The 23,447-nt window shown below is 71.6% G+C and carries 19 protein-coding genes and 1 pseudogene; 9 read left to right on the top strand and 11 right to left on the bottom strand.

Annotated elements, in window-relative coordinates; translation table 11 throughout:
• Positions 1-51: 51 nt before the first annotated feature.
• Positions 52-840 (bottom strand): SDR family oxidoreductase, encoded by a 789-nt coding sequence (locus IG99_RS04005; protein WP_037669840.1) that lies wholly within the window; start codon positions 838-840, stop codon positions 52-54.
• A 77-nt stretch (positions 841-917) separates the two neighbouring features.
• Here IG99_RS04005 and IG99_RS04000 point away from each other — a divergent pair, with 77 nt between their 5' ends.
• Positions 918-1,811 carry a hypothetical protein gene (locus tag IG99_RS04000; RefSeq protein ID WP_051864910.1) on the top strand — a complete coding sequence of 298 codons (894 nt, stop codon included), beginning with the start codon at positions 918-920 and terminating at the stop codon, positions 1,809-1,811.
• Here IG99_RS04000 and IG99_RS03995 read toward each other — a convergent pair.
• The gene (locus IG99_RS03995; protein WP_037669836.1) at positions 1,766-3,601 is read right to left on the bottom strand and encodes a membrane protein; all 1,836 of its coding nucleotides are present in this window, start codon (positions 3,599-3,601) and stop codon (positions 1,766-1,768) included. The genes IG99_RS04000 and IG99_RS03995 overlap by 46 nt on opposite strands.
• A gap of 156 nt (positions 3,602-3,757) precedes the next feature.
• Positions 3,758-6,466, bottom strand: coding sequence for a hypothetical protein (locus IG99_RS03990; RefSeq protein WP_051864908.1), 2,709 nt, complete (start codon positions 6,464-6,466; stop codon positions 3,758-3,760).
• A 396-nt stretch (positions 6,467-6,862) separates the two neighbouring features.
• Here IG99_RS03990 and IG99_RS03985 point away from each other — a divergent pair, with 396 nt between their 5' ends.
• The 3 genes from IG99_RS03985 to IG99_RS03975 all read left to right on the top strand — a co-directional run bounded on the left by IG99_RS03985 (position 6,863) and on the right by IG99_RS03975 (position 9,164).
• Positions 6,863-7,615 (top strand): GOLPH3/VPS74 family protein, encoded by a 753-nt coding sequence (locus IG99_RS03985; protein WP_037669834.1) that lies wholly within the window; start codon positions 6,863-6,865, stop codon positions 7,613-7,615.
• A gap of 309 nt (positions 7,616-7,924) precedes the next feature.
• A complete protein-coding gene (locus IG99_RS03980; RefSeq protein WP_037669832.1) occupies positions 7,925-8,782 on the top strand; it encodes a helix-turn-helix domain-containing protein in 858 nt (285 codons plus the stop codon).
• Between the two features lie 190 nt (positions 8,783-8,972).
• The gene (locus tag IG99_RS03975; protein WP_037669829.1) at positions 8,973-9,164 is read left to right on the top strand and encodes a DUF397 domain-containing protein; all 192 of its coding nucleotides are present in this window, start codon (positions 8,973-8,975) and stop codon (positions 9,162-9,164) included.
• A gap of 153 nt (positions 9,165-9,317) precedes the next feature.
• Here the strand turns inward: IG99_RS03975 and IG99_RS03970 are convergent, their stop codons facing one another.
• From IG99_RS03970 to IG99_RS03960, 3 genes are all read right to left on the bottom strand, one after another.
• Positions 9,318-10,187, bottom strand: coding sequence for a MerR family transcriptional regulator (locus IG99_RS03970; protein ID WP_037669827.1), 870 nt, complete (start codon positions 10,185-10,187; stop codon positions 9,318-9,320).
• A 106-nt stretch (positions 10,188-10,293) separates the two neighbouring features.
• Positions 10,294-10,809, bottom strand: coding sequence for a glutathione peroxidase (locus IG99_RS03965; protein WP_037669824.1), 516 nt, complete (start codon positions 10,807-10,809; stop codon positions 10,294-10,296).
• Positions 10,806-11,810 (bottom strand): ArsR/SmtB family transcription factor, encoded by a 1,005-nt coding sequence (locus IG99_RS03960; RefSeq protein ID WP_037669822.1) that lies wholly within the window; start codon positions 11,808-11,810, stop codon positions 10,806-10,808. Before IG99_RS03960 ends, IG99_RS03965 begins: the two co-directional genes overlap by 4 nt.
• Positions 11,811-11,891: 81 nt before the next feature.
• Here IG99_RS03960 and IG99_RS03955 point away from each other — a divergent pair, with 81 nt between their 5' ends.
• Positions 11,892-13,115: an MFS transporter gene (locus IG99_RS03955; RefSeq protein WP_037669820.1), complete on the top strand. Its 1,224-nt coding sequence runs from the start codon at positions 11,892-11,894 to the stop codon at positions 13,113-13,115.
• Between the two features lie 21 nt (positions 13,116-13,136).
• Here IG99_RS03955 and IG99_RS03950 read toward each other — a convergent pair whose 3' ends face one another.
• On the bottom strand, positions 13,137-13,796 hold the full coding sequence (locus tag IG99_RS03950) for a hypothetical protein (protein WP_394297969.1): 660 nt from the start codon (positions 13,794-13,796) through the stop codon (positions 13,137-13,139).
• Between the two features lie 200 nt (positions 13,797-13,996).
• On the opposite strand from IG99_RS03950, the gene IG99_RS03945 reads away from it, so the two are divergent.
• Positions 13,997-14,518, top strand: coding sequence for a GNAT family N-acetyltransferase (locus IG99_RS03945; protein WP_037669818.1), 522 nt, complete (start codon positions 13,997-13,999; stop codon positions 14,516-14,518).
• Between the two features lie 134 nt (positions 14,519-14,652).
• On the opposite strand, the gene IG99_RS03940 is transcribed toward IG99_RS03945, so the two are convergent.
• From IG99_RS03940 to IG99_RS03930, 3 genes and pseudogenes are all read right to left on the bottom strand, one after another.
• A complete protein-coding gene (locus IG99_RS03940; RefSeq protein WP_037669817.1) occupies positions 14,653-15,477 on the bottom strand; it encodes a class I SAM-dependent methyltransferase in 825 nt (274 codons plus the stop codon).
• An 81-nt stretch (positions 15,478-15,558) separates the two neighbouring features.
• Positions 15,559-15,753: pseudogene (locus IG99_RS03935) on the bottom strand (hypothetical protein); the annotation flags it as partial.
• Positions 15,754-15,773: 20 nt separating this feature from the next.
• Positions 15,774-17,291 (bottom strand): MFS transporter, encoded by a 1,518-nt coding sequence (locus IG99_RS03930; protein WP_037669814.1) that lies wholly within the window; start codon positions 17,289-17,291, stop codon positions 15,774-15,776.
• Between the two features lie 214 nt (positions 17,292-17,505).
• Here IG99_RS03930 and IG99_RS03925 point away from each other — a divergent pair, with 214 nt between their 5' ends.
• From IG99_RS03925 to IG99_RS03915, 3 genes are all read left to right on the top strand, one after another.
• Positions 17,506-18,159 carry a TetR/AcrR family transcriptional regulator gene (locus tag IG99_RS03925; RefSeq protein WP_051864907.1) on the top strand — a complete coding sequence of 218 codons (654 nt, stop codon included), beginning with the start codon at positions 17,506-17,508 and terminating at the stop codon, positions 18,157-18,159.
• A 358-nt stretch (positions 18,160-18,517) separates the two neighbouring features.
• The gene (locus tag IG99_RS03920) at positions 18,518-19,147 is read left to right on the top strand and encodes an RNA polymerase sigma factor (RefSeq protein ID WP_051864905.1); all 630 of its coding nucleotides are present in this window, start codon (positions 18,518-18,520) and stop codon (positions 19,145-19,147) included.
• Positions 19,144-20,268 carry a CU044_5270 family protein gene (locus IG99_RS03915; RefSeq protein WP_037669813.1) on the top strand — a complete coding sequence of 375 codons (1,125 nt, stop codon included), beginning with the start codon at positions 19,144-19,146 and terminating at the stop codon, positions 20,266-20,268. The genes IG99_RS03920 and IG99_RS03915 overlap by 4 nt, the downstream gene beginning before the upstream one ends.
• Positions 20,269-20,281: 13 nt before the next feature.
• Here the strand turns inward: IG99_RS03915 and IG99_RS03910 are convergent, their stop codons facing one another.
• The gene (locus IG99_RS03910) at positions 20,282-23,401 is read right to left on the bottom strand and encodes a family 20 glycosylhydrolase (RefSeq protein WP_037669811.1); all 3,120 of its coding nucleotides are present in this window, start codon (positions 23,399-23,401) and stop codon (positions 20,282-20,284) included.
• Positions 23,402-23,447 lie beyond the last annotated feature (46 nt).

The following is a 23,447-nucleotide window of genomic DNA, read 5'->3' as shown; positions in this document are numbered from 1 at the left end:
TCATCTACATGAACAATTGTGAACGGTGGAAGATGGCCGAAAGGGACCGTTTCAGCGCATCAGTTCCCCCGCGTTGACCAGCAGCGACTGCCCCGTGATCGCCCGCGCCCGGTCCGACGCCAGGAACACCGCCGCGTCCGCCACGTCCCCGTCGGTCGCCAGGTCCGGCAGCGCCATCCGCTCCGTCAGCCGTCCCAGTACGTCGGCCTCCGCGACCCCCTCCGACTGCGCCGCGAACTGCACATACGCCCGCACCGGCGGACCCCACATCCAGCCCGGCAGCACGGTGTTGACCCGGATCCGGTGCGGCCCGAGCTCCCGCGCCAGCGAGTACATCGCGCTGGTCAGCGCCCCTTTCGAGGCCGCGTACGCCGCCTGCCGCACCTGGGACGGAGCGGCGACGGCCGACTGGGTGCCGATGAAGACCACCGCACCGCCCCCGCCCGCCTTCAGCGCCGGCAGGCACGCCCGCGTGATGCGCAGTGAGCCCAGCAGGTTCACGTCGATCACCGACCGCCAGGTCGCGAAGTCCGCGTCCTCCACCCCGCCGAAGTAGCTGTCCCACGCGGCCACCTGCACCACCGCGTCGATCCGCCCGAACCGCTCCCGCGCCAGCGCCGCCAGCGCCTCGCACTGGCCCTCGTCGGTGATGTCGGTCGCCCGGTACGCCGTGTGCGCGCCGTCCGGGTCGATCTCGGCGGCGCTCTTGGCGAGGTTCGCCTCGGTCCGCGCCCCGAGCACGGCGTTCCCGCCGTCCCGTACGACCGCGGCCGCCACCTGGTGCCCGAGCCCGGCACCGACTCCCGAGACGACGACGGTCCTTCCGGCGAGCAGTGACATCGGCGGCCTCCCTGGCTCTGGCGCATTATCTGACGGAGCGTCAGAGTATGGGCGAGCCGCCTAGGAAGGGGAAGGCCATGAGCGAGGAGACCCGCAGCGAGACGTACGCCGAACTGGCCGCCGTAGGCCCCTACGGAGTCCACCCCGGCCACGCCCTGATCACGATGGTCGAGCCGCACCCCGGCCACGAGTACGCCTACAACCGCTGGTACGAGGACGACCACTACTACGCCGGCGCGATGGCCATGCCCTGGATGTACGCGGGCCGCCGCTGGGTGGCCACCCGGGACCTGCAACTGCTGCGGTACCCGGAGAAGTCGGCGATCGCCCAGCCCGTCACCGCCGGCTGCTACATATCGACGTACTGGATCACGTCCGGCCGCTACGACGACCACATGCGCTGGACGGTCGCCATCAACAAGCGCCTCAACCGGGACGCCCGCGTCCATCAGGACCGCACCCACGTCTTCACGGCGTTCCAGGACCACGAGGCGACGGTGTACCGCGACGGTGCCGCGGGCCCCCGCGACTTCCACGCCCTCGACCACCCGTACGCCGGTCTGGTCGTCGAGGTGATCGACGCGGAGTCGCCCGAGCAGCGGGCGGAACTCCTGGAGTGGCTGCGCTCCCGGCACCTCCCGGGGCGCCTCCAGGGCACCCCCGCCGCGCTGGTGACGGTCTTCCGCCCGACCCCCCTGCCCGGCGACCGCATGAGCTACGTCAAACAGGTCGAGGGCGTCGACACCCGCCTGACCCTGCTGTGGTTCCTGGAGGCCGACCCGAGGGAGTGCTGGGAGGGAAGGTTCACGGACCTGGACACGGCGGTCGCGGAGTCGGGGCTCGGGAGGGTGGAACTGGTGGCGCCGTTCATCCCGACGGTGCCGGGCACGGACCGCTACGTGGACGAGCTACGCCACCAGTCGCGTCACTTCATCTCGTCCGGACAGGGAGTGCCCCGCGGCAGGCCGTAGGGCGCCGCCAGCCGGTACGTGCCCGCCTTCGGGGCGACCAGCATCGTCCACTTGTCGCCCTTCGTGTCCTCCTCGGTCTCCAGCAGGCAGCCGTTGGGGTTGTCGTACCTCTTCGGCGTGCCCTCGGGAGCGTCCTTGGACTCCTGCGTCTCCTGCGGCGCCTTGAGCTTCTTGCCCTCGGCGTCGACGATGCTCAGCCACGGCGAGTACGGGATGCGGATGAGGATGCGGCCCGGCTTGGCCACCTTCATCGTCACCTCGGTCTGCCCGGCCCGCTCCACGACCGTGTTCGGCTCCGCGAGCGACGTCGGATCGGTCACCCGGAACAGCTGCCAGTTCGCGTCGCCCCAGATCTGCTTCAGATACGGCATGCCCCGCTGGACCAGCTCACGCTCGCGCTCCGCGCCGCCCGGGTCCGGCTCGTCCTTGGGCAGCACCACGAAGTGCACGGCCCACCGCTTCAGCCAGTCGTGGTAGTTCGCCGAGTTGAGCGTGTCGTCGTAGAAGAGCGGGTTGCGCTCCATGTCGGCCTGGCGGTTCCAGCCGCGGGCCAGGTTGACGTAGGGCGCCAGGGCGGAGGCCTCGCGGTGGGACCGGGCCGGGACCACCTCGACGCGCCCCTTCTCCGCGCCGACCTCCTGGAGCTCGTTCACGAGCGGCGAGAGCTCACGCGCCCAGGACGCGGCCGGGCTCGTGTGGATGATGTCGTCGACCGACTTGAAGCCGATCCAGCCGACGAACGTGGCCATCGTCAGCACGATCACGTACCACTTGCGGCTGCGCGGCACCGCGAACGGCAGCGCCGCCATCAGCACCACCCCGGCGAACAGCATCGGCAGCCGGGTGATGTTCGACCCGATCTGCGAGCTGATCAGCCAGACGAGGAGCACCGACAGACCGTAGATCGCGGCAGTGATCCGCACGGTCGTCCAGTCACGCGGCACGACCATGTAGATGACCACGGAGAACAGCAGTGGGAGGACCGTCGACCCGAAGATCATCGGCTGGGTGCCGGAGAAGGGGAACGCCAGCGCCGACACCGCGACGACCGCCGTCGGTCCCAGCCCCAGCGCCCAGGCACCGGGCCTTCGCTTCTGCAGGAACATCGCGGCCGCCACCAGCCCCACGAACAGGCCGGCGACCGGCGAGGACATGGTGGCCAGCGCGGCGAGCGGCGCGGCGCACAGCGCCTTCGCCCACCGCTTGTAGCGCCAGCGGTACGGCCAGCAGAACGTGACGGCGACCGCGCCCAGCGCGAACGCGGTGCCGAGGCCGAACGTCACCCGTCCCGATATGGCGTTGCACAGGAAGGCGAAGACACCGGCGAGCACGGGCCACATCGGCTTCTTCACCGGCCGGCACCGCACCATGATCAGCGTCAGCAGGGTCGCCGAGACCGTTCCCGCGATCATCATCGTCGTACGGACGCCCAGGACGGACATCAGATACGGCGACACCATGCTGTACGACACCGCGTGCATGCCGCCGTACCAGGCGAGGTTGTACGCGGAGTCGGGATAACGGCCGACGAACTCGGCCCACGCGTCCTGCGCGGCGAGGTCGCCCCCGCTGTTCGCGAACGTGAAGAACCAGGCGATGTGCAGGGCGCCGGCGAGGAGGGTGACGGCGAGGACGGGGTGCCGGCCGGCCCACTCGCGCAGCACGGCGGTGCGGGCCGCGAACCCGGACGACCCGCCGTCACCCTTGGCCGGTGCGGGCAGCCGTATTCGCGGGCCGGTACCCGGGCCCGGACCGGTGTCGTCGGTGCGTGTCGGCTCCGCAGTGGCCACCTGTAGGCGCTCCCCGTGTCCCGTCTTCTCTTCTCGGCTCTTCCGGTCCGGCGGCCGATACCGTTTCGTGACGCTAGCACGCGGCCCGCCGGGGAGCGCCGATACGGTGCTCCACCGACGGGCGCGCCGGTACGGCCGTCGTCCGTGACCCGCGGGTCAGCCGACGCGGGTCAGCTTGTCCGCGAAGCCCGGCTCGGCCAGGTCCTTCTGCAGCGCGACCGGGACCTTCACCGCGTCACCGGAACCGTCGCCGACGGTGAGCGAGCCCACCTTCGTGCCGGCCTTCGCGGTGTGGGGTACGTCGTCGGTGGCGAAGGACAGCTTCACCTTCAGCCCGGCCCAGCCGACGGCGCTGACGTCCTTCGTCACGACCACCGGGGTCCGGTTGCCGAACTTGTCGTCGACGTACCCGACCACGTCGCCCTTCTTGAGGATCTGCGCCGAGGTCAGGGCGTCCTGGGTGGCGAGCATCGCGGTCTTGCTGACCTTGTTGACCTGGTCGATGATCGAGACCGCGTTGTGCTGGGCGAGGATCGCGCCGACCAGGGTCACGGTCTCGCCGCCGACCTCCTTGGTGGCGGCGAACAGCAGGTTGCCGCCGGCCTTGCTGGTGGAGCCGGTCTTGATGCCGATGGCGTTGTTGTAGGGGACCAGGTCGTTGTAGTTGCGCCACTTGAAGCCGGTCGGGTCGACCCAGTTCGGCTGCTTGGTGATGTCCATCAGCGCCGGGATCTTCACCAGCTCGTGGCCGAGCTTCACCTGGTCCTCGGCGGTGGAGACGGTGGTCTCCTTCAGCCCGGAGGCGTCGGTGTACTTCGTGTTCTTCATCCCGAGCTCCTTGGCGGTGGCGTTCATCTTCTTGATGAACGCCGCCTCGTTGCCCGCGTCCCAGCGGGCGAGGAGCCGGGCGATGTTGTTCGCCGAGGGGATCATGACCGCCGAGAGGGCCTGCTTGAGGGTGTACTTGTCACCCTTCTTGACGGTGTTGACGGTCGACTCGTCGTACTTGTCGTAGCCGCCCTCCTTCTCGGCGAGGGCGTCGATGGTGATGGACGGGCCCTCCGTGCCCAGCTTCAGCGGGTGGTCCTTCAGCACGACGTAGGCCGTCATGGCCTTGGCGACGGAGCCGATGGCGACCGGCTTCTGCTCGCCGAAGCCATCGACGTTGCCGATGCCGTTGACGTCCATCCAGCCCTGGCCCTCGTTCGGCCACGGCAGTGCGACCTTGTCGCCCTTGAAGGTGTACGACTCCTCGGCGGTGAGGACGAGGCTGGGGGACGGCAGCGGCCGTACGGCCTGCACGATCGCAAAGACGACGGCGAGCAGCAGGACGATCGGCGTCCAGACCTTCACCCGGCGGACGGTCGTCCTGAGCGGGGTCTCCGGGGGCGGCGGGGTGTTCGTCAGCTCCGCGAGCAGATCCAGCGGCGGCTTCGGCGGCAGCGGCTGCTGCGTCGTCCGCTCCGGGCCGATCTGCGGGACGGGGCTGGTGGCGTCCGCCGGCTTGACCCTGGGCAACGCGGTCGTCGCGTCCGCGGGCGGCGGCGGTGGCTTGCGCGTCGACGGGTCGTCCAAGGGCTTCAGCGCGACGAACTTGCTGGTCCGCTCGGCTTCGGCCTCAGGAGTCCTGCCGGGGGCGGGCTTGTCCGGGGTGCGCTTGTCGGCGACCTTGTCTTCGACGGCCTTGTCTTCGGTGACCTTGTCTTCGACTTTGTCTTCGACCTTGTCGGGGGCCTCGCCGTCGGGCTTCTTTCCGCCCCTGCGGGCGGTGGCCGCGTCGCCGAGCTTCAGCATGGTCGTCGGCTGATCAACCTCCCGCTTACCGACCCGCGGCGCCTTGAAGACGGCGGTGGGCTGGTCGACGGCGGGCGAGCCGGTCTTGCCGGGCTTCTCGGAGTCGTCGGAGTCACCGCTGGGGCGCTCCTCGCCGTCGGCGGCTTCGGACTCGTCGGCGTCCTCGTCCCCGCCCTCGTCGGCGTCCGTCTTCGGGTCCGCCACGGGCTTGGCGTCGGCGTCGGCGTCGGCCTTGGAGACGCTCGTGCCGACCCTGGGGTCCGGCTTCGCGGGGGTTTCCGTGTCGTCGGCTTCGGCTTCGGCTTCGGCGTCGGCGTCGGACTTCGGCCGGACGTCGCCGCTGTCGGAGTCCGCGTCCGGGTCCGTGCCCTCGTCGGCGCCGGCGTCGGAGCCCGCGTCGGCTTCGGCGTCAGCCTCGGGGTCCGCGTCGGCGTCGCTGCGCGGCTCGGCGTCGGCCACCTCCTCGGCCTCGTCCGCAGGCGCGTCCGTTTCGTCCGTATCCTGCGCTACCGGAGAGCCTTGGGCATCCTCGGCATCCCGGTCCTCGGCCGCCTCGGTGCCACCCTCGGCCTCCTGAGCGCCCCCAGAGGCCCGTTCGGCCTCCCCGGTGCCCGCGGACGCCGACTCGCCCCCCTGGGCGCCCGTAGAGGCCTCCTCGGCCTCCTCGGCGCCCTGCCCGTCCCTCTCAGCCGCTTCAGCCGTCTCGGCGTCCCGCGCGTCCCCGTCTGCCTCGACGTCCGCGCGCCCGGCCCCCTCGGCCGTCTCGGCCGTCTCGGCGTCCTCGCTCTGCGCCTCCCCGGTGCCCTGCGTAACCGTTTCGCTGGACGGGGTGTCCTGCTCGGGCTCGGTGGCCGGCTTGTCGTCGGCGGACTGGACCCAGGCGGCGACGGCGGCCCGGAGGCGGGCGTTCCCCGACGTGTCGGTGCCGGACCCGGAAGGGGTGTCGGTCGGTCCCGAACTCTTCACCGAGTCCGTGGCGTCCTCGGCGGTGCCGTCACCGGCGTCCTCGGCCTCCTCCACGTCCCCGGTCTCGGACCTCCGTACCGAGAACACGCGTGTCGCCGTGTCCACGCCTCCGCGGGAGGTGGAGTCCGTACCGCCCTCCCGGGTTGCCGGAAGGCGTGGGTCGCGGGCTTTGGGCCTGGCCTCGGGAACCGGACCCGCGCTCCCCGACGTCGGTTCTGCCGACGACTCGCGCTGCTTCGACCTGTCGGGGGACTCGCCCGCCACCGATGCCTCCTCCATGTGCCGCACGGCTTCCGTGCGTCTGCCGAACCGTGAACCGCCGCCCGGAACACCGCCACAGCGCGCTGTCCGAACCATGTACCAGTGTCCTGTGTGAGGACTTGGCTCCTGCGATAGACGAGAACGACATACCTACCGGTTCCCTTACAAACAGGTCACGCACCCTCGACAGACCAATGTGAGAGGGGTCACCCTGTCATTCATCCACGCGGGGAGGCATGGATGGGCAGGAGCCGCAGAACCATTCCGGAGGAGCTTCTGCTGCTGGCATTGGACCCGACCACGGGTACCACTGCACAGCCGCAGTCGCTCGACCTTGGTCTGGCCGGAGCACAGCTAGTGGAGCTGGCGCTGGCCGGACGGATAGCCCCAGACGGGGATCGTATCGCCGTGGTGTCCCCACGGCCGACTGGAGATCCAACACTGGACTGCGCGTTGGAGTTGCTGCGAAGGCGTGGCGCTCCCGTACGGGCCGTCCACTGGATCGGCGGGCCGCGTCTCGGGCTCCGCCAGACCTACCTCTCGCATCTGGAGCGGTGCGGCATGGTGCATGCCGTGGCGGGCCAGATGTGCGGGGTGCTGCCGACGACCCGGTACCAGGCGACGGAGACCGCGATCAGCCGCGAGATCAGGGCGCGGCTGGACTCGGCGATCCGTACCGGCGTACCGCCGGACCCGCGGACCGCGGCGCTCGCCGCCCTGGCCCACGCGGTCGGTCTCGGCAAACACCTGTACCCCGGGAACGAGGGACGCTCGTCCCGGTCCCGGTTGCGGGATCTGATCCGGCACGACCCCATGGGCGGGCTCGTCGCCCACGCCGTGATGGACGTACAGAACGGTGCGGTGGCCCAGCCACGCCGCCCGGCACCGGCCGGTCGGCAGGCCGCCCCCGGCGCCAGGGCGGTCGTGGAACCCGCGCGCGGTGTTCCGGTGCAGCCGCACCGCGGATCCATGGCGCGTGTCGTGGCCCACTGAGCCGCAGTTCCGCGCACACCGGCGCTCGCACATCAGCAAGACCCGTTCGGGAGCCGCCGCGGCCCGCGCGGGGTGGTGGGGCCACACGTCCTCGGACGTGCCCGGTCCCACCGCCCCGCGCGGACGCATGTTTCGGGGCCGCCACCCCTCGGCTGCCGTAAGATCGCCGCACATATCCGGTCGACGCGCACCGAACTAGCGTTGACCGGCCGCGTATCGACCGTTTTCCAGCGGTACAAAGCACCTTGGTGGCAGTCTGCTCAGCAGCAGATACGCAAAGTGGAGAACGCAGCCGGAGGTGCACGTCCCGTGGCGTCCAATGTCAATCCCACCGTCAGGCGACGCCGGCTGGGCCAGGAGCTGCGTCGGCTCCGTGAGCTCAAGGGCATGACCGCCGAGGAGGTCGCCGAGCGGCTGCTGGTCTCCCAGTCGAAGATCAGCCGCCTCGAGAACGGCCGCCGCAGCATCAGCCAGCGCGATGTGCGCGACCTGTGCGGGGTCTACGAGGTCGAGGACCACCGCATCATCGAGTCCCTGATGCAGATGGCCAAGGACTCGCGCCAGCAGGGCTGGTGGCACACCTTCGGAGACATCCCGTACAGCGTCTACATCGGTCTGGAGACGGACGCGGCGAGCCTGCGCGTGTTCGCCCCGCAGGTCGTGCCGGGCCTGTTGCAGACCCGCGCGTACGCGGAGGCCGTCATCACCGGGGCGCTGCCGGAGACGCCGACGACCGAGATCGAGAAACGGGTCCAGGTGCGTGTGCGCCGGCAGGAACGTGTCTCCGCCGTGGAGAACCCGCTGCGCCTGTGGGCGGTGCTGGACGAGGCCGCGCTGCGCCGGGTCGTCGGCAACCGGCAGCTGATGCGCGAGCAGTTGGAGCACCTCGCCGAGGTCTCGCAGCTGCCCCATGTCACCGTGCAGGTGCTGCCGTTCGACGTGGGCGCGCATCCCGGCCTCAACGGTCAGTACGCGATCCTCGAGTTCCCGGACGCGGCGGACTCCAGCGTCGTCTACATCGAGGGTGTGACCAGTGACCTGTATCTGGAGAAAGCACCCGATGTGCAGAACTACAGCGTCATGTACGAGCATTTGAGGGCGCAGGCCATGAATGCGGACCAAACCCGTCAGTTCATCGCGGACTTGGCGAAAGAGTACGCCCGCTGATCGCATCGCGACGGAAGGCGCCGGACATTACACCTTGGGCAGCCCCAAGGGAAGACTCATTGGAATATGCCATCCGACCGAGTGAATCACTGCTCCGCCTGAGGGAGTTGCCGAGTAGCGTCGATCAAGCCAGCGACACGACGACGCTGGCGGAAACCGCACTCACAACTGGCAAGTCATCGGAGCAGAAATGGCAATTGTTCGCGGTGCCACGCAAGAGTGGACCAAGTCCTCGTACTCCGTCGGGAACGGCGAGTGTGTCGAAGTCAAGTCGCCCACCGTCTCGGCGCTCGCCGTCCGGGACTCCAAGGACCCCCAGGGTCCCGTGCTGGCCTTCCCGGCCGACGCGTGGAGCGCGTTCGTGGCCTCGGTCAAGCCGTAACACCCGCAGAACCCGCTGAACCCGCAGAACCCGCAGTTCGAACAACTTCAGAAGCAGTACATCTTCAGAAGCAGTACCGACAGAGCCCTCTCGACTAGCCCGCCGTCCTTGCCGAGGGGGCTCGGCTCGTGCCCGCCGAGCCCCGCACGGACCTCACTTCACGGGGAACGCCACATCGCACACCGGGTCCTCGGGCCCCGCCGCGTCCCAGTCCGCGAAGTACACCTCCCGGCAGGGGCCGTCCACCGTCACGCCCTCCGCCTTCAGCCACTCCTCCACCGCCTCGAAGGCCGCCAGGATCTGCGGATGGGCGACCTGCGCCTTGGTGATCCGGGTGTACGCCAGCCGCCGGGCCGGCTCCACCCGCACCCTCGTCTGCCAGTGCCGTCCCCGCCGCTCCGCCCAGGCCCGTGCCGCCACCTCGTCGGCGACCGGCACACACGCCTCGGCGGGGCCGTCGCTCTCCATGGACACCTCGGAGTGGTAGACGACGAACGGCGGGGCGGTGATCCCGCCGCATTCCCGCGCCCCCGCCTCCAGCCGGCCCAGCGACTCGCCGATCCACGCCGGAAGCTCGTCCGCCAGCGTGTGCCGGGTCTCGGTGATCACCACCCGCTCGGGTACGTCGACCGTCTCGACCACGAACTTCCCGTACATCTCGGAGCTCCTCCCCGACAACCGTCCACGGAGGTACTCGGCGAGCGTCCGCTGCCCCGCCAGCCGCGTCTCGACATCCGCCCAGTAGGCGGTGAGCCGGTGCGCCGCCTCGGCCCCGTCGGCCGCCTCGACCACCTCGGCGATCCGCGCGAGCGGCATGTCCAGCTGCCGCAGCAGCGCCACCGTGCGGGCTCGTTCGACCTGGTCCGAGCGGTAGTAGCGGTAGCCGCTGGCCTCGTCGACGTGCGCCGGGGCCAGCACTCCGAGGCGGTCGTACAGTCGCAGGGCCTTGGCCGAGAGCCGGGCCCGCGCCGCGAACGCGCCGATGGTGAGCAGTTCAGCGTCCACCGTGCAATCCTCCGTCACCGGGCGGTCCTTTCGCCCGGTGAGAAGGACGCTCCGCCCTGCCCCAGGGGCAAGGTCAACCCGCCACGACCGGGCGGGCGCGCCGCACCGGCCGCAGCCGGGCGGCTCAGCCCGCCAGCTGTGCCTCGACGGCGGCCACCAGCTCCGCGGACTCCGGCTCGGTCTGCGGGGAGAACCGGGCGACCACACCGCCGTCCCGCCCGATCAGGAACTTCTCGAAGTTCCACCGGATGTCCCCGGTGTGCCCCTCGGCGTCGGCGAACCCGACGAGCCGCTCGTACAGCGCGTGCCGGTCCTCGCCGTTCACGTCGACCTTCTCGGTCATCGGGAAGGACACGCCGTACGTCGCCGAGCAGAACTCCGCGATCTCCTCGGCCGTCCCCGGCTCCTGACCCAGGAACTGGTTGCACGGCACGCCGAGCACGGTGAAGCCCTGCGCCGCGTACCGCTCCTGGAGCCGCTCCAGGCCGGCGTACTGCGGGGTCAGACCGCACTTGGAGGCCACGTTCACGATGAGCACGGCCTTGCCCGCGTACTGCGGGAGCCCGGCGGAGCCGCCCGTGAGGGCGCCTATCTCGATGTCCAGGGGGGAGGGAGTGGAGGGGGTGGCGTCAGTAGTCATGAGCGGATGCTAACGCCGCCGGACGACGGAAGGGGCGCGCCCCCCGCCGCCTCCACCAGGACCTCGCCCGCCGCCGTCCGGGAGTACAGCACCGAGCGGCCCGCCCGGCGCCTGGCCACCAGCCCGGCGTCCAGCAGGACCCGCAGATGCCGCCCGACTGAGCCGAGACCCTGACCGGTGACGGCCACCAGCTGGGTCGTGCTCATCGGGGAGCCGAGCAGGACGAGCACCGCGGCCCGGGCCGGGCCCAGGAGCGCGCCCAGGCTCGCCGGGACCGGACGGCGGGCGGGGTCCTCGGCGAGGGCGCCCGCGCAGGGGTACACGACGGCGTACCGGTCCCACTCCTCCCACGACACCCAGCCGGCCTTGGGGGTGACCGGCACGAACACCAGCTCGGCGCCGGAGATCTCGCGCGGCGGATACTCGTGCAGGTTGACCTGGAAACGGTTCTCGCCCAGCCAGCGCGTCCCCGGCCGCAACGAGTCCAGCACGGCCGCCCAGCCGCCCCGGCTCACCTGCGCGGTCCGCGCGACGACATCGGCCTCCAGGACGCGCCGCCGCCGCTCCCAGTACGGCCGTACGGTCTCGTCCCACACGTACGCGAGGAGGGCCGCCGCCCGCTCGGGGAGGTCGTCGCGGTCCAGCGCGGCGGGCAGCGGCCCGGCGAGGGAGACCCGCAGATGCGCCCGCGCCTCGTCGGGCCGGGCCGCCCGCACCCGGGCGACGCCCTCCTCGAAGCTCTCCCCGTCCCGGGGCGCCGGTGTCAGGAAGTCGGCGATCCAGTCCCTGCCGAGGCCGGCGCGGACGAGCAGCGCGGTGACCGGGTCGGCGGCCAGCCGCGCGCGATAGCCGGGCAGATGGGCGTGCAGCCAGACCCGCTCACCGGGGTGGGACGCCACACCGGCGTGCAGCAGCTTCAGACTCGCGAAGGTCTCGGCGAGCGGCGAGAGCACGAACCGACTACGGGCCAGCGTGTCGGCGTTGACCTGCCACCAGCCCATGGCCCTCCTCCTGCGGAACATGATGTTTCGCTTCTCCGCGAAACAATAACGACCGCTGGTTACCCGCCCGAGACTCCGCGTATGCGCAGCTACCGCGACCTCTTCCATGTCCCCGAGTTCACGCCCCTGTTCCTCTCCGCCGCCGGCCACACCGCGGCCCAGACGGTGAGCGGGCTGGCGCTCGGCACGCTCGTGTACCGGGCGACGGACTCGCCGCTGCTGTCGGCGGTGAGCATGTTCGGTCCGTCGCTCGCGCAGGTGCTGGGCGCGACCTTCCTGCTGTCGGGGGCCGACCGGCTGCCCCCGCGGGCGACACTGGCGGGCATCGCCTGCGCGTTCGCGGCGGGTACGGCGGTCCTGGCGCTGCCCGGCCTGCCGCTCTGGACGGTGTTCGCGGTCGTCCTGGCCCAGGGCCTGATCGCGGCGCTGGGCGGCGGGGCGCGCTGGGGCCTGCTGACCGAGATCCTGCCGCCGGAGGGCTATCTGACGGGACGTTCGCTGTTCAACATGATGAACGGCCTTCTCCAGATCACCGGTTACGCGATCGGCGGCGCCCTGGTCGCCGTCCTCTCCCCGCGCGCCGCCCTGCTGCTGGCCGCCCTGCTGTACGCCGCCTCCGCCGCGGGCCTCCGCCTCGGCCTGACCGCCCGCCCGCCCCGCGCCACCGGCCGCCCCTCCGTCACCGCGACCTGGCGCACCAACGCCCTCCTGTGGTCCTCCCGCCCACGCCGCCTGGTCTACCTCGGTGTGTGGCTCCCCAACGGCCTGGTCGTCGGCTGTGAATCCCTCTTCGTGTCGTACGACCCCGAGGCCGCGGGCACGCTCTTCGCGTGCGCGGCGCTGGGCATGCTGACGGGTGACGTGATCGTCGGCCGGCTGCTCCCCCCGGCGGTCCGTTCCCGCCTGACCGTCCCCCTGCTCCTCCTCCTGGCCACCCCGTACACCTTCTTCGCCCTGCACCCGCAAACACCGGTGGCCGCGATGTGTGCCGCGCTGGCCTCGGTCGGCTTCGGGGCGAGCCTGGTCCAGCAGGAGCGCCTGGTGGCCCTCACACCGGCGGAGCTGAGCGGACACTCGCTGGGGCTGGAGTCCTCCGGCCGGCTGACCATGCAGGGCGTGAGCGCGGCACTGGCCGGTTCGGTGGCCCAACTCACCTCACCGGCGACGGGGGTGACGGTGATGGCGCTGCTGTCGATCGCGGTGACCGTGACGCTGACGGCGGTGGGGCGGCGGGGGGTGCCGGTCGGTGGGGCGGGGGGTCGTGTCGCCGAACGGTCCGTGCCGGCCCAGCACCTGACCGAATGACGGGGGCGTCCAGCCGGGGCCTCACTCGTCCTCGGGCGGAGCCTCACCCTCGACGAGCCGTTCCGCGATGTCGTCCGCCCACTCCTGCGCCCATCGCCGGAGTGCGACGGTCTCCGGCTCGTCGAGGCCGAGGGCGGCGAACCGACGGTCGTCGATCAGCTCGACGGCGACGAGGCGGCTCTGCAGGTCGGCGAGGTCGAAGAGGTCACGCGCGTGCCGACGCCCCAGCTCCTCCAGCTCCGGACGCGTCCAGTACTCGGCACCGGCCCGCACGTCGACCAGCTCCCGCGCCAGCCCCCCGTCGACGAGGTCCCGCACCCGGATCCCCACGAGATCCTCCAGCGCGACGGCGACCCCTCGGCCGGTCCGAACCGGCTCCCGCCACAGCACTTCCTTCAGCAGGTTCACCTCGACCGACTCACCGGTGGCAGGCTCACCGACGGCCAGCCGCCCGGCCAACGCCTCGACACTCATGACCCCTACATGCCAGCCCATCTCACGGAGCCCACCCCGAACCGCCTCGACGACCTCCGCCATCCCCACCGCACTGTCCGTCGCGACCTCCACCGCCGGATCCACCCGCGGCGCCAGCCCATGGGCCCACATCCCACCCCCACCCGACAGCGCAAGCGAAAACCGCGCCCCCACAGCAAGCACATCACCCACCAGCCGCCCATCCACATTCCCGACTCTAGGCGCCCCCCTCACCCCGAACCCCCGCCCGACCCGGTGTGTCGTCACGGCGCACACCCCCTACCTCCCTCCCCAGCCCCCCGAACACCACCCCACCGCACCCCGGCACACTGACTCACCCGACCTCTCCAAACGAGAAAATCCGGAGAGACGAACGGGGATGGCATGCCTATCCTCGGGCGGACACCATGTGGGGAGGGGGATGGATTGTGGCTGGGGTGTTGTTGGAGCGGCTTACGGTGGGGCATGAGGAGGCGTTGCTTGGGTTTGAGAGGGAGAACCGGGCTTATTTCGCGGGCTTTGTGTCAGATCGAGGGGACGCCTACTTCGCGGAGTTCGGGGCTCAGCTTCGGGACCGGCTCGCGGAGCAGGACGCGGGGGTGTGTCACTTTCACGTCGTCGTGGATGACATGGGGAACCTCATCGGCCGCGTGAATCTCGTCGACGTGGAGGACGGTGTCGCCGAGCTCGGCTATCGGATTGGGGAGCGTGCCGCGGGCAAGGGTGTTGCCACGGCCGCGGTGCGTGAGGTGTGTCGGTTGGCCGCTGACGTGTACGGGCTCTCCGAGCTCACCGCGGTCGCGCACCTCGACAACCCGGCGTCCAGGACCGTACTCGAACGCAACCGGTTCACCTTCGTCGAGAACATCACCCTCGTCGGCCGCCCTGGCGTGCGCTACCGCCGTCGCCTCACCACGGCAGCGACCTGACCGCCCGCACCGCTCCATGGCCGCGCGCGAAGCCACAGCGCCAGTCGTGGCCAGGACGTCCAGCGAGGCCGCCGTACCGCAACAGGGGACATTCACCGCGAGCGTCCCCAAGCCGTCCTCGCAGCGGTCCGTCGTCACTCATGGGCGGCCTCGGCAGTCGGCTTGCGGAACAGGTCGTAGGCGAAGCCGACCGTCTCGGTGAGAGGGGAGTGGCGGCTCAGCTCGGCGGTCAGGGTGGTGTCGAAGGCGGTGGCGTGCTCGGCCAGGACCGGGGGTGGGAGGAAGGACGTGGACCGGATGTGGCCTGCCAGTTCCGGGATCGTCCAGTGGTGGTCCACGGAGAACTCGTGCCGTCCGGCTAACTCGAAACCGGCCTGGGCCAGGACCTGGTGGTCGGGGGTCTCTCGCCTCGGCCGGTTCCAGCCGGCCGGCACCCGGGTGGCCGCGTCGAGCCGGGTCTGCCAGGTGCGGAGCAGGGCGTCGAGGGCCCGCTGCCAGTCCTGGTCACAGACCCAGGGGGAGTTCGACCAGCAGAGGGCGAGGTGGCCGCCCGGCTCCAGCCATGTGTAGGCGCGTCGGGCGACCAGGGCGCGGTCCAGGCGGTGGAAGGCGTTGCCGATGACGATCAGCTCGAAGGCCGACGCCTCGGCGCGCAGTTCCTCGGCCTCGGCGGTGACCGCCCGGATGCCGGGTGCGTCGGCGGCCACCGCCTTGGCGCGGACCAGTTGCGTCATGTCGGGTTCGGCGTCCACGGCCCACACCTCGGTGAACCGGCCCAGAAGGGGAAACGTCAACTGGCCCGTGCCACAGGCCAGATCGAGCAGGCAGCCGTGTCCCGAGGGCGCTGCCCTGCGGACGAGGTCGGCGGTCATGGCGTCGGGGTACGGAAGTCGGAAGCGGTCGTAGAACTCCGCCGTGCCCCGGTACAGGCCGGCCTCGAAACTCACCTCACGGGACACGCGCCCAGCATTTCAGACGTGCGGCGAACCGGTCGTCGACTTTTGAGTCCCGGCGAGTCGATGCTCTTGCCGTGGGTGAACTCAGCGCACGTCGACGAAGTCGCCCGCGGTCGTGACGGCCGGAGTCGTGGAGGTGCCGGCGAAGTGCCAGCGCCAGTAACCGTCGGCGGCGGCCGTGAAGTTCGCCTTCAGCTTGCCCGTTGTGTCGCTCTTCACGGTCTTGACGGTGCTGTAGGTGTTGCCGCCCTTGGGCCGGAACTGGAGCCGCACGGACTGGGGCCGCTGCTGACGGGGGCTCACATGTGGACCACGGGCGCCGCGTCCGGGTCGGTGGCCGGGGCGCCGCGGCGGTAGAGGAGGGCGCTGACGACGAGGCCGGCGGCGAAGAAGGCGGCCGACCACCAGTAGGCGGTGGAGTAGGCCTCGAGGCCGGCGTGGGCGAGGACGGCGGGGTCCTTGGGGTTCCTGCCGACGAGGTAGTCGGCGGCGGCGCTGGTGGAGAGGGCGTTGAGCAGGGCCGTACCGAGGGAGCCGCCGACCTGTTGCATGGTGTTGACGGCGGCGGAGGCGACACCGGAGTCCTCGGCGCGCACGCCGGCGGTGGCCAGGCTCATGCCCGGCGCCATCACCAGGCCGAGTCCGAGGCCCGCCGCGACGAGCGGGGGCAGGATGTCGGTGGCGTAGCCGCTGGTCAGGTCGAGGTTGGTCAGCCACACCATGGCGGCCGCGGCGAGGCCCATGCCCAGCGGGACGACCGGCTTGGGGCCGAGGCGGGGGATCAGTACGGTCGAGGCGAGCGTGGAGGCCAGCATGAGTCCGGCGACCATGGGCAGGAACGCCAGCCCGGTCTTGATGGGCGTGTAGCCGAGGCTCTGCTGCAGGTAGTAGGTGAGGAAGAGGAAGACCCCGAACATTCCGGCGCCGGTGATCAGGATGGCGATGTAGGAGGCGCCGCGGTTGCGGTCGAGCAGGATCCGCAGGGGCAGGAGGGGATGGGTGGTGCGGGTCTGCCACCAGGTGAACGCGGTGAGCAGGACGGCGCCGGCGAGCAGGAAACCCCAGGTGGCGACGGAGTCCCAGTCGTGGCTCTCGGCGTTGGAGAAGCCGTAGACCAGGCAGAACAGGCCGCCGCCGACGAGGACGGCGCCGGGGATGTCGATCGTGGCGGACTTGTCCCGGACGCTGCGCTGGAGCAGCAGGACACCGCCGGCGATGGCGACCACGGCGAAGGCGAGGTTGACGAAGAGGGTCCAGCGCCAGTCGAAGTACTCGGTCAGTACACCGCCGAGCAGCAGCCCGATCGCGCCGCCGGCGCCGGCGATGGCGCCGTAGACGCCGAAGGCCTTGGCGCGTTCCCTGGCGTCGGTGAAGGTCACGGTGAGCAGGGAGAGGGCGGCCGGTGCGAGCAGCGCACCGAACAGTCCCTGCCCGGCCCGCGCGACGATGAGCATCTCGAAGCTGGTGGCGGCGCCGCCGACGGCGGAGGCCCCGGCGAAGCCGACCAGGCCGACGAGGAAGGTCATCTTGCGGCCGAACAGGTCGGCTGTGCGTCCGCCGAGGAGGAGCAGGCTGCCGAAGGCGAGCGCGTAGGCGGTCACGACCCACTGCCGGTCGCCGTCGGAGAAGCCGAGGTCCTTCTGGGCCGAGGGCAGCGCGATGTTCACGATGGTCGCGTCCAGCACGACCATGAGCTGGGCCACGCCGATGACGGCGAGGATCCACCAGCGGTGGCGGGCCGGCGCCTGGCCGGGCGGCAGGGGCGTGACCTCCGTGTCGGGGGAGTCGACCGAGGGATCGGCTGCGGGTGTGGGCATGACGAAGGCTCCTGAGGGGTGGGGCGGGGGGATCCGTGAGGTCGGGCTGTACGGGGCCGGGACGGCTGCGTCGATGGAGCTCGTCACGTTCTCCGGCGGCTGTCGGCCGCACCTCTGACACCTGTCAGATTAGTCGTCGTCTGACAGGTGTCAAGTAAGCTGGTCGGCAGGTGTCCGGCGATCGAGGAGGCCACCGGTGAATGAGGAGGCAGGGATGGGAGCGCGAACCGAGTCCGCCCGACGGCCCGGGCGCCCCGGCTCGGGCACCCCCGCGGTGCCCGAGGAGGAGAGCATCCTGCTGCGCGGCCTTGAGGCCTTCGCCGAGCTGGGCTACGACCACGCCTCCGCGCGCGAGCTGGCCCGCCGCCTGGGTGTCAGCCACAACTTCATCAACGACCGCTACGGGTCCAAGGCCGCCTTCTGGCGCGCGGTGGTCGACGACGCCCTGGGCGCGCAACTGGCCCGCCTTCCTTACGTCGACCCCTCCCTCGACGAAGCCGAGCGGCTACGGCAGATCATCACGGGCTTCTACCGCACCGCGGCGGACGCCCCGCTGGTCGCCCGGCTCCTCGTCGGCGAACTCAACCGGGACACCGAGCGGTTGGAGTACCTGTACGAGCACTACATCGCCCCCACCCTGCAGACCATGGCCACCTGCATCGACGCACTCGTCGCCGACGGGCGCATGGCCCCCGTCCCGGTCGACATCCTGTTCTTCGCCGTCATCCCCCCTGTCTCGGGCATGCTCGACATGCCCCTGGCCCGCCGCCTCGGCAGGCCCGAGCCCACCTCCCCGCAACAGCAGGCGGCCACGGCCGAGTCCCTGGCGTCCCTGGTGGTCAACGGCCTGCTGGCGACGGGCCGCTGACCAGACATCGCGCCCCGGAAACCGGAACGACACGGGGGCACATACGCCGGCCTCCCCCTGCCGAAGAGGTGCCATGGCACTGGGACGCAAGGGAGCGCGCCGTAGCGTCATCGGCGGCCCGGTCCATGGCCGGCGGCTGCGACACAAACCTGCCTGTGTCCAGGGCCTGGCCCGACGCCTTGCATGTACGCGGTTGGTGGCCGCGCGTCGGCCGCGGCGGTCGCGGTGACGCCGCCGCGACTGTGGGCGGCCAGTTTCACACCCTCGCCCCGACCCGTCGCGAACGCCCGGGCTCCCGGTCGCCAAGTAGAGGGTGTGGCCGTCTCGTTCGGTCACGGATGGGGACTGAAGGGGACTCATGACACAGGAACCGTTACGGCGGCCGGAGGCGGACGGCGATGTGCCGGACGAGGGCGATCTGCTGGCCCGCTCGGCCCGTGACCCGGCGGCGTTCGAGACGCTGGTCACCCGTCACTCGGTGGCGCTGCACGGGTATTTGACGCGCCGGGCGCCCACCGCCGCCGACGATCTGCTCTCCGAGGTCTGGCTCCAGGCCTACGCGAGCCGCCGCACCTTCGACCAGGCCCGCGGCACCGTCCGCACCTGGCTGTTCGGTGTGGCCAGAAACGTGCTGGCCACGCACTGGCGGCGCACCGCTCGGGAGCGATCCAGGACGGAACCCGAGCCGCCTGGGCGCGGACCGGCCGAGAACGACCCGTGGCACGCGGTGGATCAGCGGCTCGACGCCGCCGCGCTCGCCCCGCTGGTACGCCGCACCCTGGCCGAACTCCCGCACGTGGAGCGGGAGCTGTTGCTGCTCGTCGCCTGGGAGCAGCTCACCCCGACCGAGGCCGCCGCCGTGCTCGGCATACCCCCCGGCACCGCGCGCTCCCGACTGCACCGGGCGCGCGGCCGTCTGCGCGAGGCGCTCGACACCGCACGGCCCTCGCCCTCCCCCGTACTGCGTTCGACAGGAGACTTCGCATGAGCGAGCACGAGGTTCTCGGCTTCCCCGGCGCGGACCGTCTGGTCGCCGCCGGTGAGGTCGCCCCGCCCGACACCGCCGTGGTCGCCGCGGCGCTGGCCGCCGTACGGCTGGCCGCTGCTTCCGACGGTGCGGGCGTGAGCGCGGGTGTGGGCGTGGATCCCGGCGCCGGCGTGGGGGTCGGCGCGCGGGTGGGCGCCGACCGGGCCTCGCCCAGGACCCGGCTCCTGTCCTGGCGCCCCTTCGGCCGTACCCGCCGCAGCCGCGTCCTCCTCTCCGTCGCCGTCGCGGCCGTCGTCGCCGGGGCGGTGGCCGTTCCGGCCGTCCCGTTCGGCGACACGCCCCCCGCGGCCAGCGCGGGCGCGGCGTCCTTCCTGCACGAGGTCGCGGGCACCGCCGCCGACGCGAAGGCCACCGACGCCCCCTACTGGAAGGTGCGCCAGAAGATGACCTCCGGCGCCGACGACTCGCCCCGGCCCTGGGGGAGGCCCGTGCCCGTGAGGAAGGGGGGCGGGAAGGACGGCTCGGACGTGGGCACGATCTGGCTGTGCCGGGAGGGAATGATCAGCCGGGCCTGGAACGGGCAGTACGCGCTGACGCCGGCGGGGAAGGGGCCTGACGCCCAGATGGGGTGGCAGGTCGCCGGCATGATGATCGACTGGGACGACCTGCGCGAGCTGCCGACCGAACCCCGCGCCCTCAAGGCGTACCTCTACAGCGGCAATCCGGACACACCCGAGCAGGAGGCGGTCTTCAACGGCATCATCACCCTGCTCAGGTCCCCCGTGAGCCCCGAACTGCGCTCCGCGCTCTACGACGTGCTGGCCGGGCTGCCCTACCTCCGTCTCGTCGGCCCCGTGCGCGACAGTGCCGGCCGGGCCGGGGTGGCGATCGAGTACGACGGTGAGGACCTCCGCAGCCGGCTCGTCGTCGACCCGAAGACCGCGCTGCCCCTGGAGGAGAGGAACACGACCCTGGGGGGCCCGGGCGACGGTGACCTGGTCAGCGCCGTCACCTACCTGACACTCCAGGCCGTGCGGGACGCCCCCGAAGCCGTACCGGACGACACGATCCCGCCCGACCCGAACGATCCCCTCCGTGACCTGACGTCCGGGAAGAAGTGAGACCCGCGAGGTTCTACGGGACCACCACCACGCCGATCGGATAGCTGCCGACCCGGACGGGCGGTCCCGTCTCACCGGTCGCCGTCAGGATCGGCACCACGGTCCCGTCGGCGCCCACGGCCGCGTACGCCACCGTCCCGTCCGGGGTGTAGGCGATCTGGGTGGGCTGCTGGCCCAGCAGGACGCTGCCGCGGACCTTGCCGGTCGCGAGGTCGACGAAGGCGGCGGTGTAGGTGTCGTTCACGCCCACGGCGAGGGTCCTGCCGTCCGGGCTGACGGTCAGCCCGAAGGGGGATCCGCCGACGCCGATCGGGGCGCCCGGGGTGTGCGTGGCGGTGTCGATCGGCAGGACCGTCTTCGCCGTCTGCTGGCCCACGTACACCGTGCCGCCGTCCTGGCTGACGGCGATGCCGAAGGGGCTGTTCGCCACCGGCACCGCGGTGCCCGCCGTACGGGCGGCGGTGTCCACGGGGACGACCTGGTTGCCGGTGCGGCAGGCGACCCACAGGGTGCCGCCGTCCGGGCCGACGGCCAGGTTCTCGGGTCCGGCGCCGACGGGGATCTCCGGGCCCGCCGTCAGGGTGGCCAGGTCGACCGGCTGCACGGCGTTGTCGCTGTAGGCCGAGACCCACAGGGTCTTGCCGTCCGGCGACAGCGCCAGCCCCGCCGGGGTGGTGCCCACCGGCACGGTGGCGGTGACCTTGCGGGTGGCGGTGTCGATGACGCTGACCGACGCCGAGCCCTGGTTGGCGACGTACAGGGTCGTACCCGAGGGGTCGGCCACGATCGTGCCGGGCAGTTTGCCGACGGTGACGGCGTCCTGCGCGGTGCCGGTGGCCAGGTCGATCGGGGTGACCGTGCCGGAGACGAAGTCGGCGTCGAACGCGGTGGCTCCCTTCAGACCGGCGGCCGTGGTCATCACCGAGCCGGTGGCGCCCTCCGTGGCGGACACCGCGCGCAGTGGGGCGAAGCCGGTGGCGGCGTCCCGCGGGGCCGTCGCGGTCCACTTCAGGGTGGCGGTGGCGCCCGCGTCCAGCCGGGCCGGCGGCGTGCCCTGGGGCTCGGCCGTCCAGCCGTCGGGGGTGTGGAGCGAGACGTCCGGCAGGGCGACGGGGCGGCTGCCGTGGTTGGTGAGCGACACGGTGACACCGGTCTGTCCGCCGGCGGGGACGACCGGGGCGCCGACGGCCAGAGCACCCGTCAGCTGGGAGGCAGCCGGCGCCACCGTCCACCGCTGGCCCGCGGCGCCGGTGTCGTACCGCTGGACGAGCGCCGTTCCCGCCCCGCCGGAGGGCGCGGTGAGCACGCGCCCGCTGAGGGCGGAGCGCAGGACCAGCCCGCCGGAAGTCGGTTCGGCGAGCCACTTCTGGGCGTCCGAGTCGGCGACGCAGTCCGCCGTGACGATGCGGACGTTCTGCGCGTACGACTGGCCGGACACCTCGGCGCAACGTCCGTCCGCCTGCGCGCGCAGGGTGTACACGCCGTCGGCGTCCTCCTTCAGCAGCCAGCCCCCGGCCGTACCCGCGCCGGCCGCGGTGACGAGCGAGCCCGTACGGTTCCCGGACCCGGTGGCGACGGCGTAGGAGCCGTTGCCCGCCCGCAGGGTGTACACGCGGTCCCCGGGGAGGGTGCCCGCGGTGTCGTAGCCGGGGGCGTGGCCGATCGCCTGCTCGACGGGCTGGAAGTCCGCGTACGACGACACGAGCGGGGTGCCACCCCAGTTCTTCTGGGCGAGGGCACGCAGCGGCCCGAACAGGCCCTGCTCGACGGAGTGTTGGGTGTCCCCGTAGGCGGCCGGCCACACGCCCATGGCGGAACCCAGCAGATGGGGGTCGTCGGCGGGCAGGGTGAGGCCGCCGCTGAACAGGGAGGGCGTGAACGTCTCGTAGATCCACTGGGCGTCGGGCGGCCCGCCGCTGGCGTAGTACAGGGAGTCGGAGACGTTGACGAGGTCGTTGCCGTTGGCGGCGATCTCGGCGGGCGTGGTCCGGCCGTCCTGGTGGATCCAGTAGTCGACGACGACACCCGGGTCGAGCTTGGTGGGCATGCCTTCGTACAGCTGGTCGTTCCAGACGTGCAGGGTGCGGCCCTGGCTCGCGACGTAGTCGTGGATCCGGTTCTGCCACAGCACCCAGGAGTCGGCGGCCGGAGCGTCCGAACCGGCCTGCTGGTGGGCCCACTTGACCAGCGACGGGTACTGCTCGTAACCGGCCGCGGAGCTCAGGTACTCGTCACCGCCGCCGTACCAGACGCCGCCCGGGAACTGCGGCATCTGCTCGTCGAGGAGGGACCTGACGTAGGGCAGCGCCGCCGGGTCGGCCATGTCGAGGTTCGACGGGTTGGCGGCCCCGGAGGCGTCGACGGCCCGCAGCTCCGGGTGGGCGGCGAGGTAGTAGTCCATGTGGCCGGGTGTACCGACCTGTTGGACGACCTGTACGTGGTAGCGCTGCCCGGCGCTGACGATCTGACGCACCTGCGCGGGCGAGTACACCGGGTCGGTAAGGGAGTTGTTCTCCGGGTGCGCCGTACTGGCGATCCGCATCTCCAGGTGCAGCTGGTTGTACTTGAGGTACGACATGTCCTTGATGAGCCGGACCAGCCAGGGCACCGAGAAGAACTTCGCGCAGTTGCAGAGGGAGATGCCCCGGTACGGGTAGTCCGGCCAGTCCTTGCCGGTGCCGGCCGGGAGCGTACGGCCCTGCGCGAGCATCTGGAGCACGGAGCGGGTGCCCCAGAACACCCCGGTGCCGGTGGCGCCGCTGATCACGGTGGTGGTGGCGACGTCCAGGCGGTAACCCTCGGCCATCGGTCGCACGGACGGATCGGTGCGCAGGACGACGTCGTGCGGCCGGGCGGGGCCCCGGACGACATCGATGTCGCGGCCGAGCAGGGCGCCGAGGTCGGTGGCGAAGGTGTGGGCGGTGGCGGCGAGGGCGGGCTCGGCGCTCACCACGCGGGTCGAGGCGTCGGCGGCGAACGCGCCCGACGAGGACGACGTCCACTGCTTCAGGGCGGGAATCGTCCAGGGCCGGGCGCTCCCCGCTGCCACGGCGGGCGGCCCGGCCGCCAGCACGCCGAGGACCAGACCCGTCGCGACGAGCAGGGGCATCAGGACACGGCGGATGGTGCGCATGCGGGACTCCTGTCCGGCGCAGGTGCTGGATCTCCGACGTGCTGAT

It is taken from the genome of Streptomyces griseus subsp. griseus, from assembly GCF_000720255.1.
Classification (GTDB): Bacteria; Actinomycetota; Actinomycetes; order Streptomycetales; family Streptomycetaceae; genus Streptomyces; species Streptomyces griseus_I.
The sequence above is the reverse complement of the archived record's forward strand: the minus strand, read 5'-3'. Positions and strand labels throughout refer to the sequence as shown.

Coding starts and splice junctions, on each gene's coding strand:
- IG99_RS04005 (WP_037669840.1), bottom strand. CDS start 840: ATGTCACTGCTCGCCGGAAGGACCGTCGTCGTCTCGGGAGTCGGTGCC.
- IG99_RS04000 (WP_051864910.1), top strand. CDS start 918: ATGAGCGAGGAGACCCGCAGCGAGACGTACGCCGAACTGGCCGCCGTA.
- IG99_RS03985 (WP_037669834.1), top strand. CDS start 6,863: ATGGGCAGGAGCCGCAGAACCATTCCGGAGGAGCTTCTGCTGCTGGCA.
- IG99_RS03975 (WP_037669829.1), top strand. CDS start 8,973: ATGGCAATTGTTCGCGGTGCCACGCAAGAGTGGACCAAGTCCTCGTAC.
- IG99_RS03965 (WP_037669824.1), bottom strand. CDS start 10,809: ATGACTACTGACGCCACCCCCTCCACTCCCTCCCCCCTGGACATCGAG.
- IG99_RS03960 (WP_037669822.1), bottom strand. CDS start 11,810: ATGGGCTGGTGGCAGGTCAACGCCGACACGCTGGCCCGTAGTCGGTTC.
- IG99_RS03955 (WP_037669820.1), top strand. CDS start 11,892: ATGCGCAGCTACCGCGACCTCTTCCATGTCCCCGAGTTCACGCCCCTG.
- IG99_RS03945 (WP_037669818.1), top strand. CDS start 13,997: ATGTGGGGAGGGGGATGGATTGTGGCTGGGGTGTTGTTGGAGCGGCTT.
- IG99_RS03930 (WP_037669814.1), bottom strand. CDS start 17,291: ATGCCCACACCCGCAGCCGATCCCTCGGTCGACTCCCCCGACACGGAG.
- IG99_RS03925 (WP_051864907.1), top strand. CDS start 17,506: ATGGGAGCGCGAACCGAGTCCGCCCGACGGCCCGGGCGCCCCGGCTCG.
- IG99_RS03920 (WP_051864905.1), top strand. CDS start 18,518: ATGACACAGGAACCGTTACGGCGGCCGGAGGCGGACGGCGATGTGCCG.
- IG99_RS03915 (WP_037669813.1), top strand. CDS start 19,144: ATGAGCGAGCACGAGGTTCTCGGCTTCCCCGGCGCGGACCGTCTGGTC.
- IG99_RS03910 (WP_037669811.1), bottom strand. CDS start 23,401: ATGCGCACCATCCGCCGTGTCCTGATGCCCCTGCTCGTCGCGACGGGT.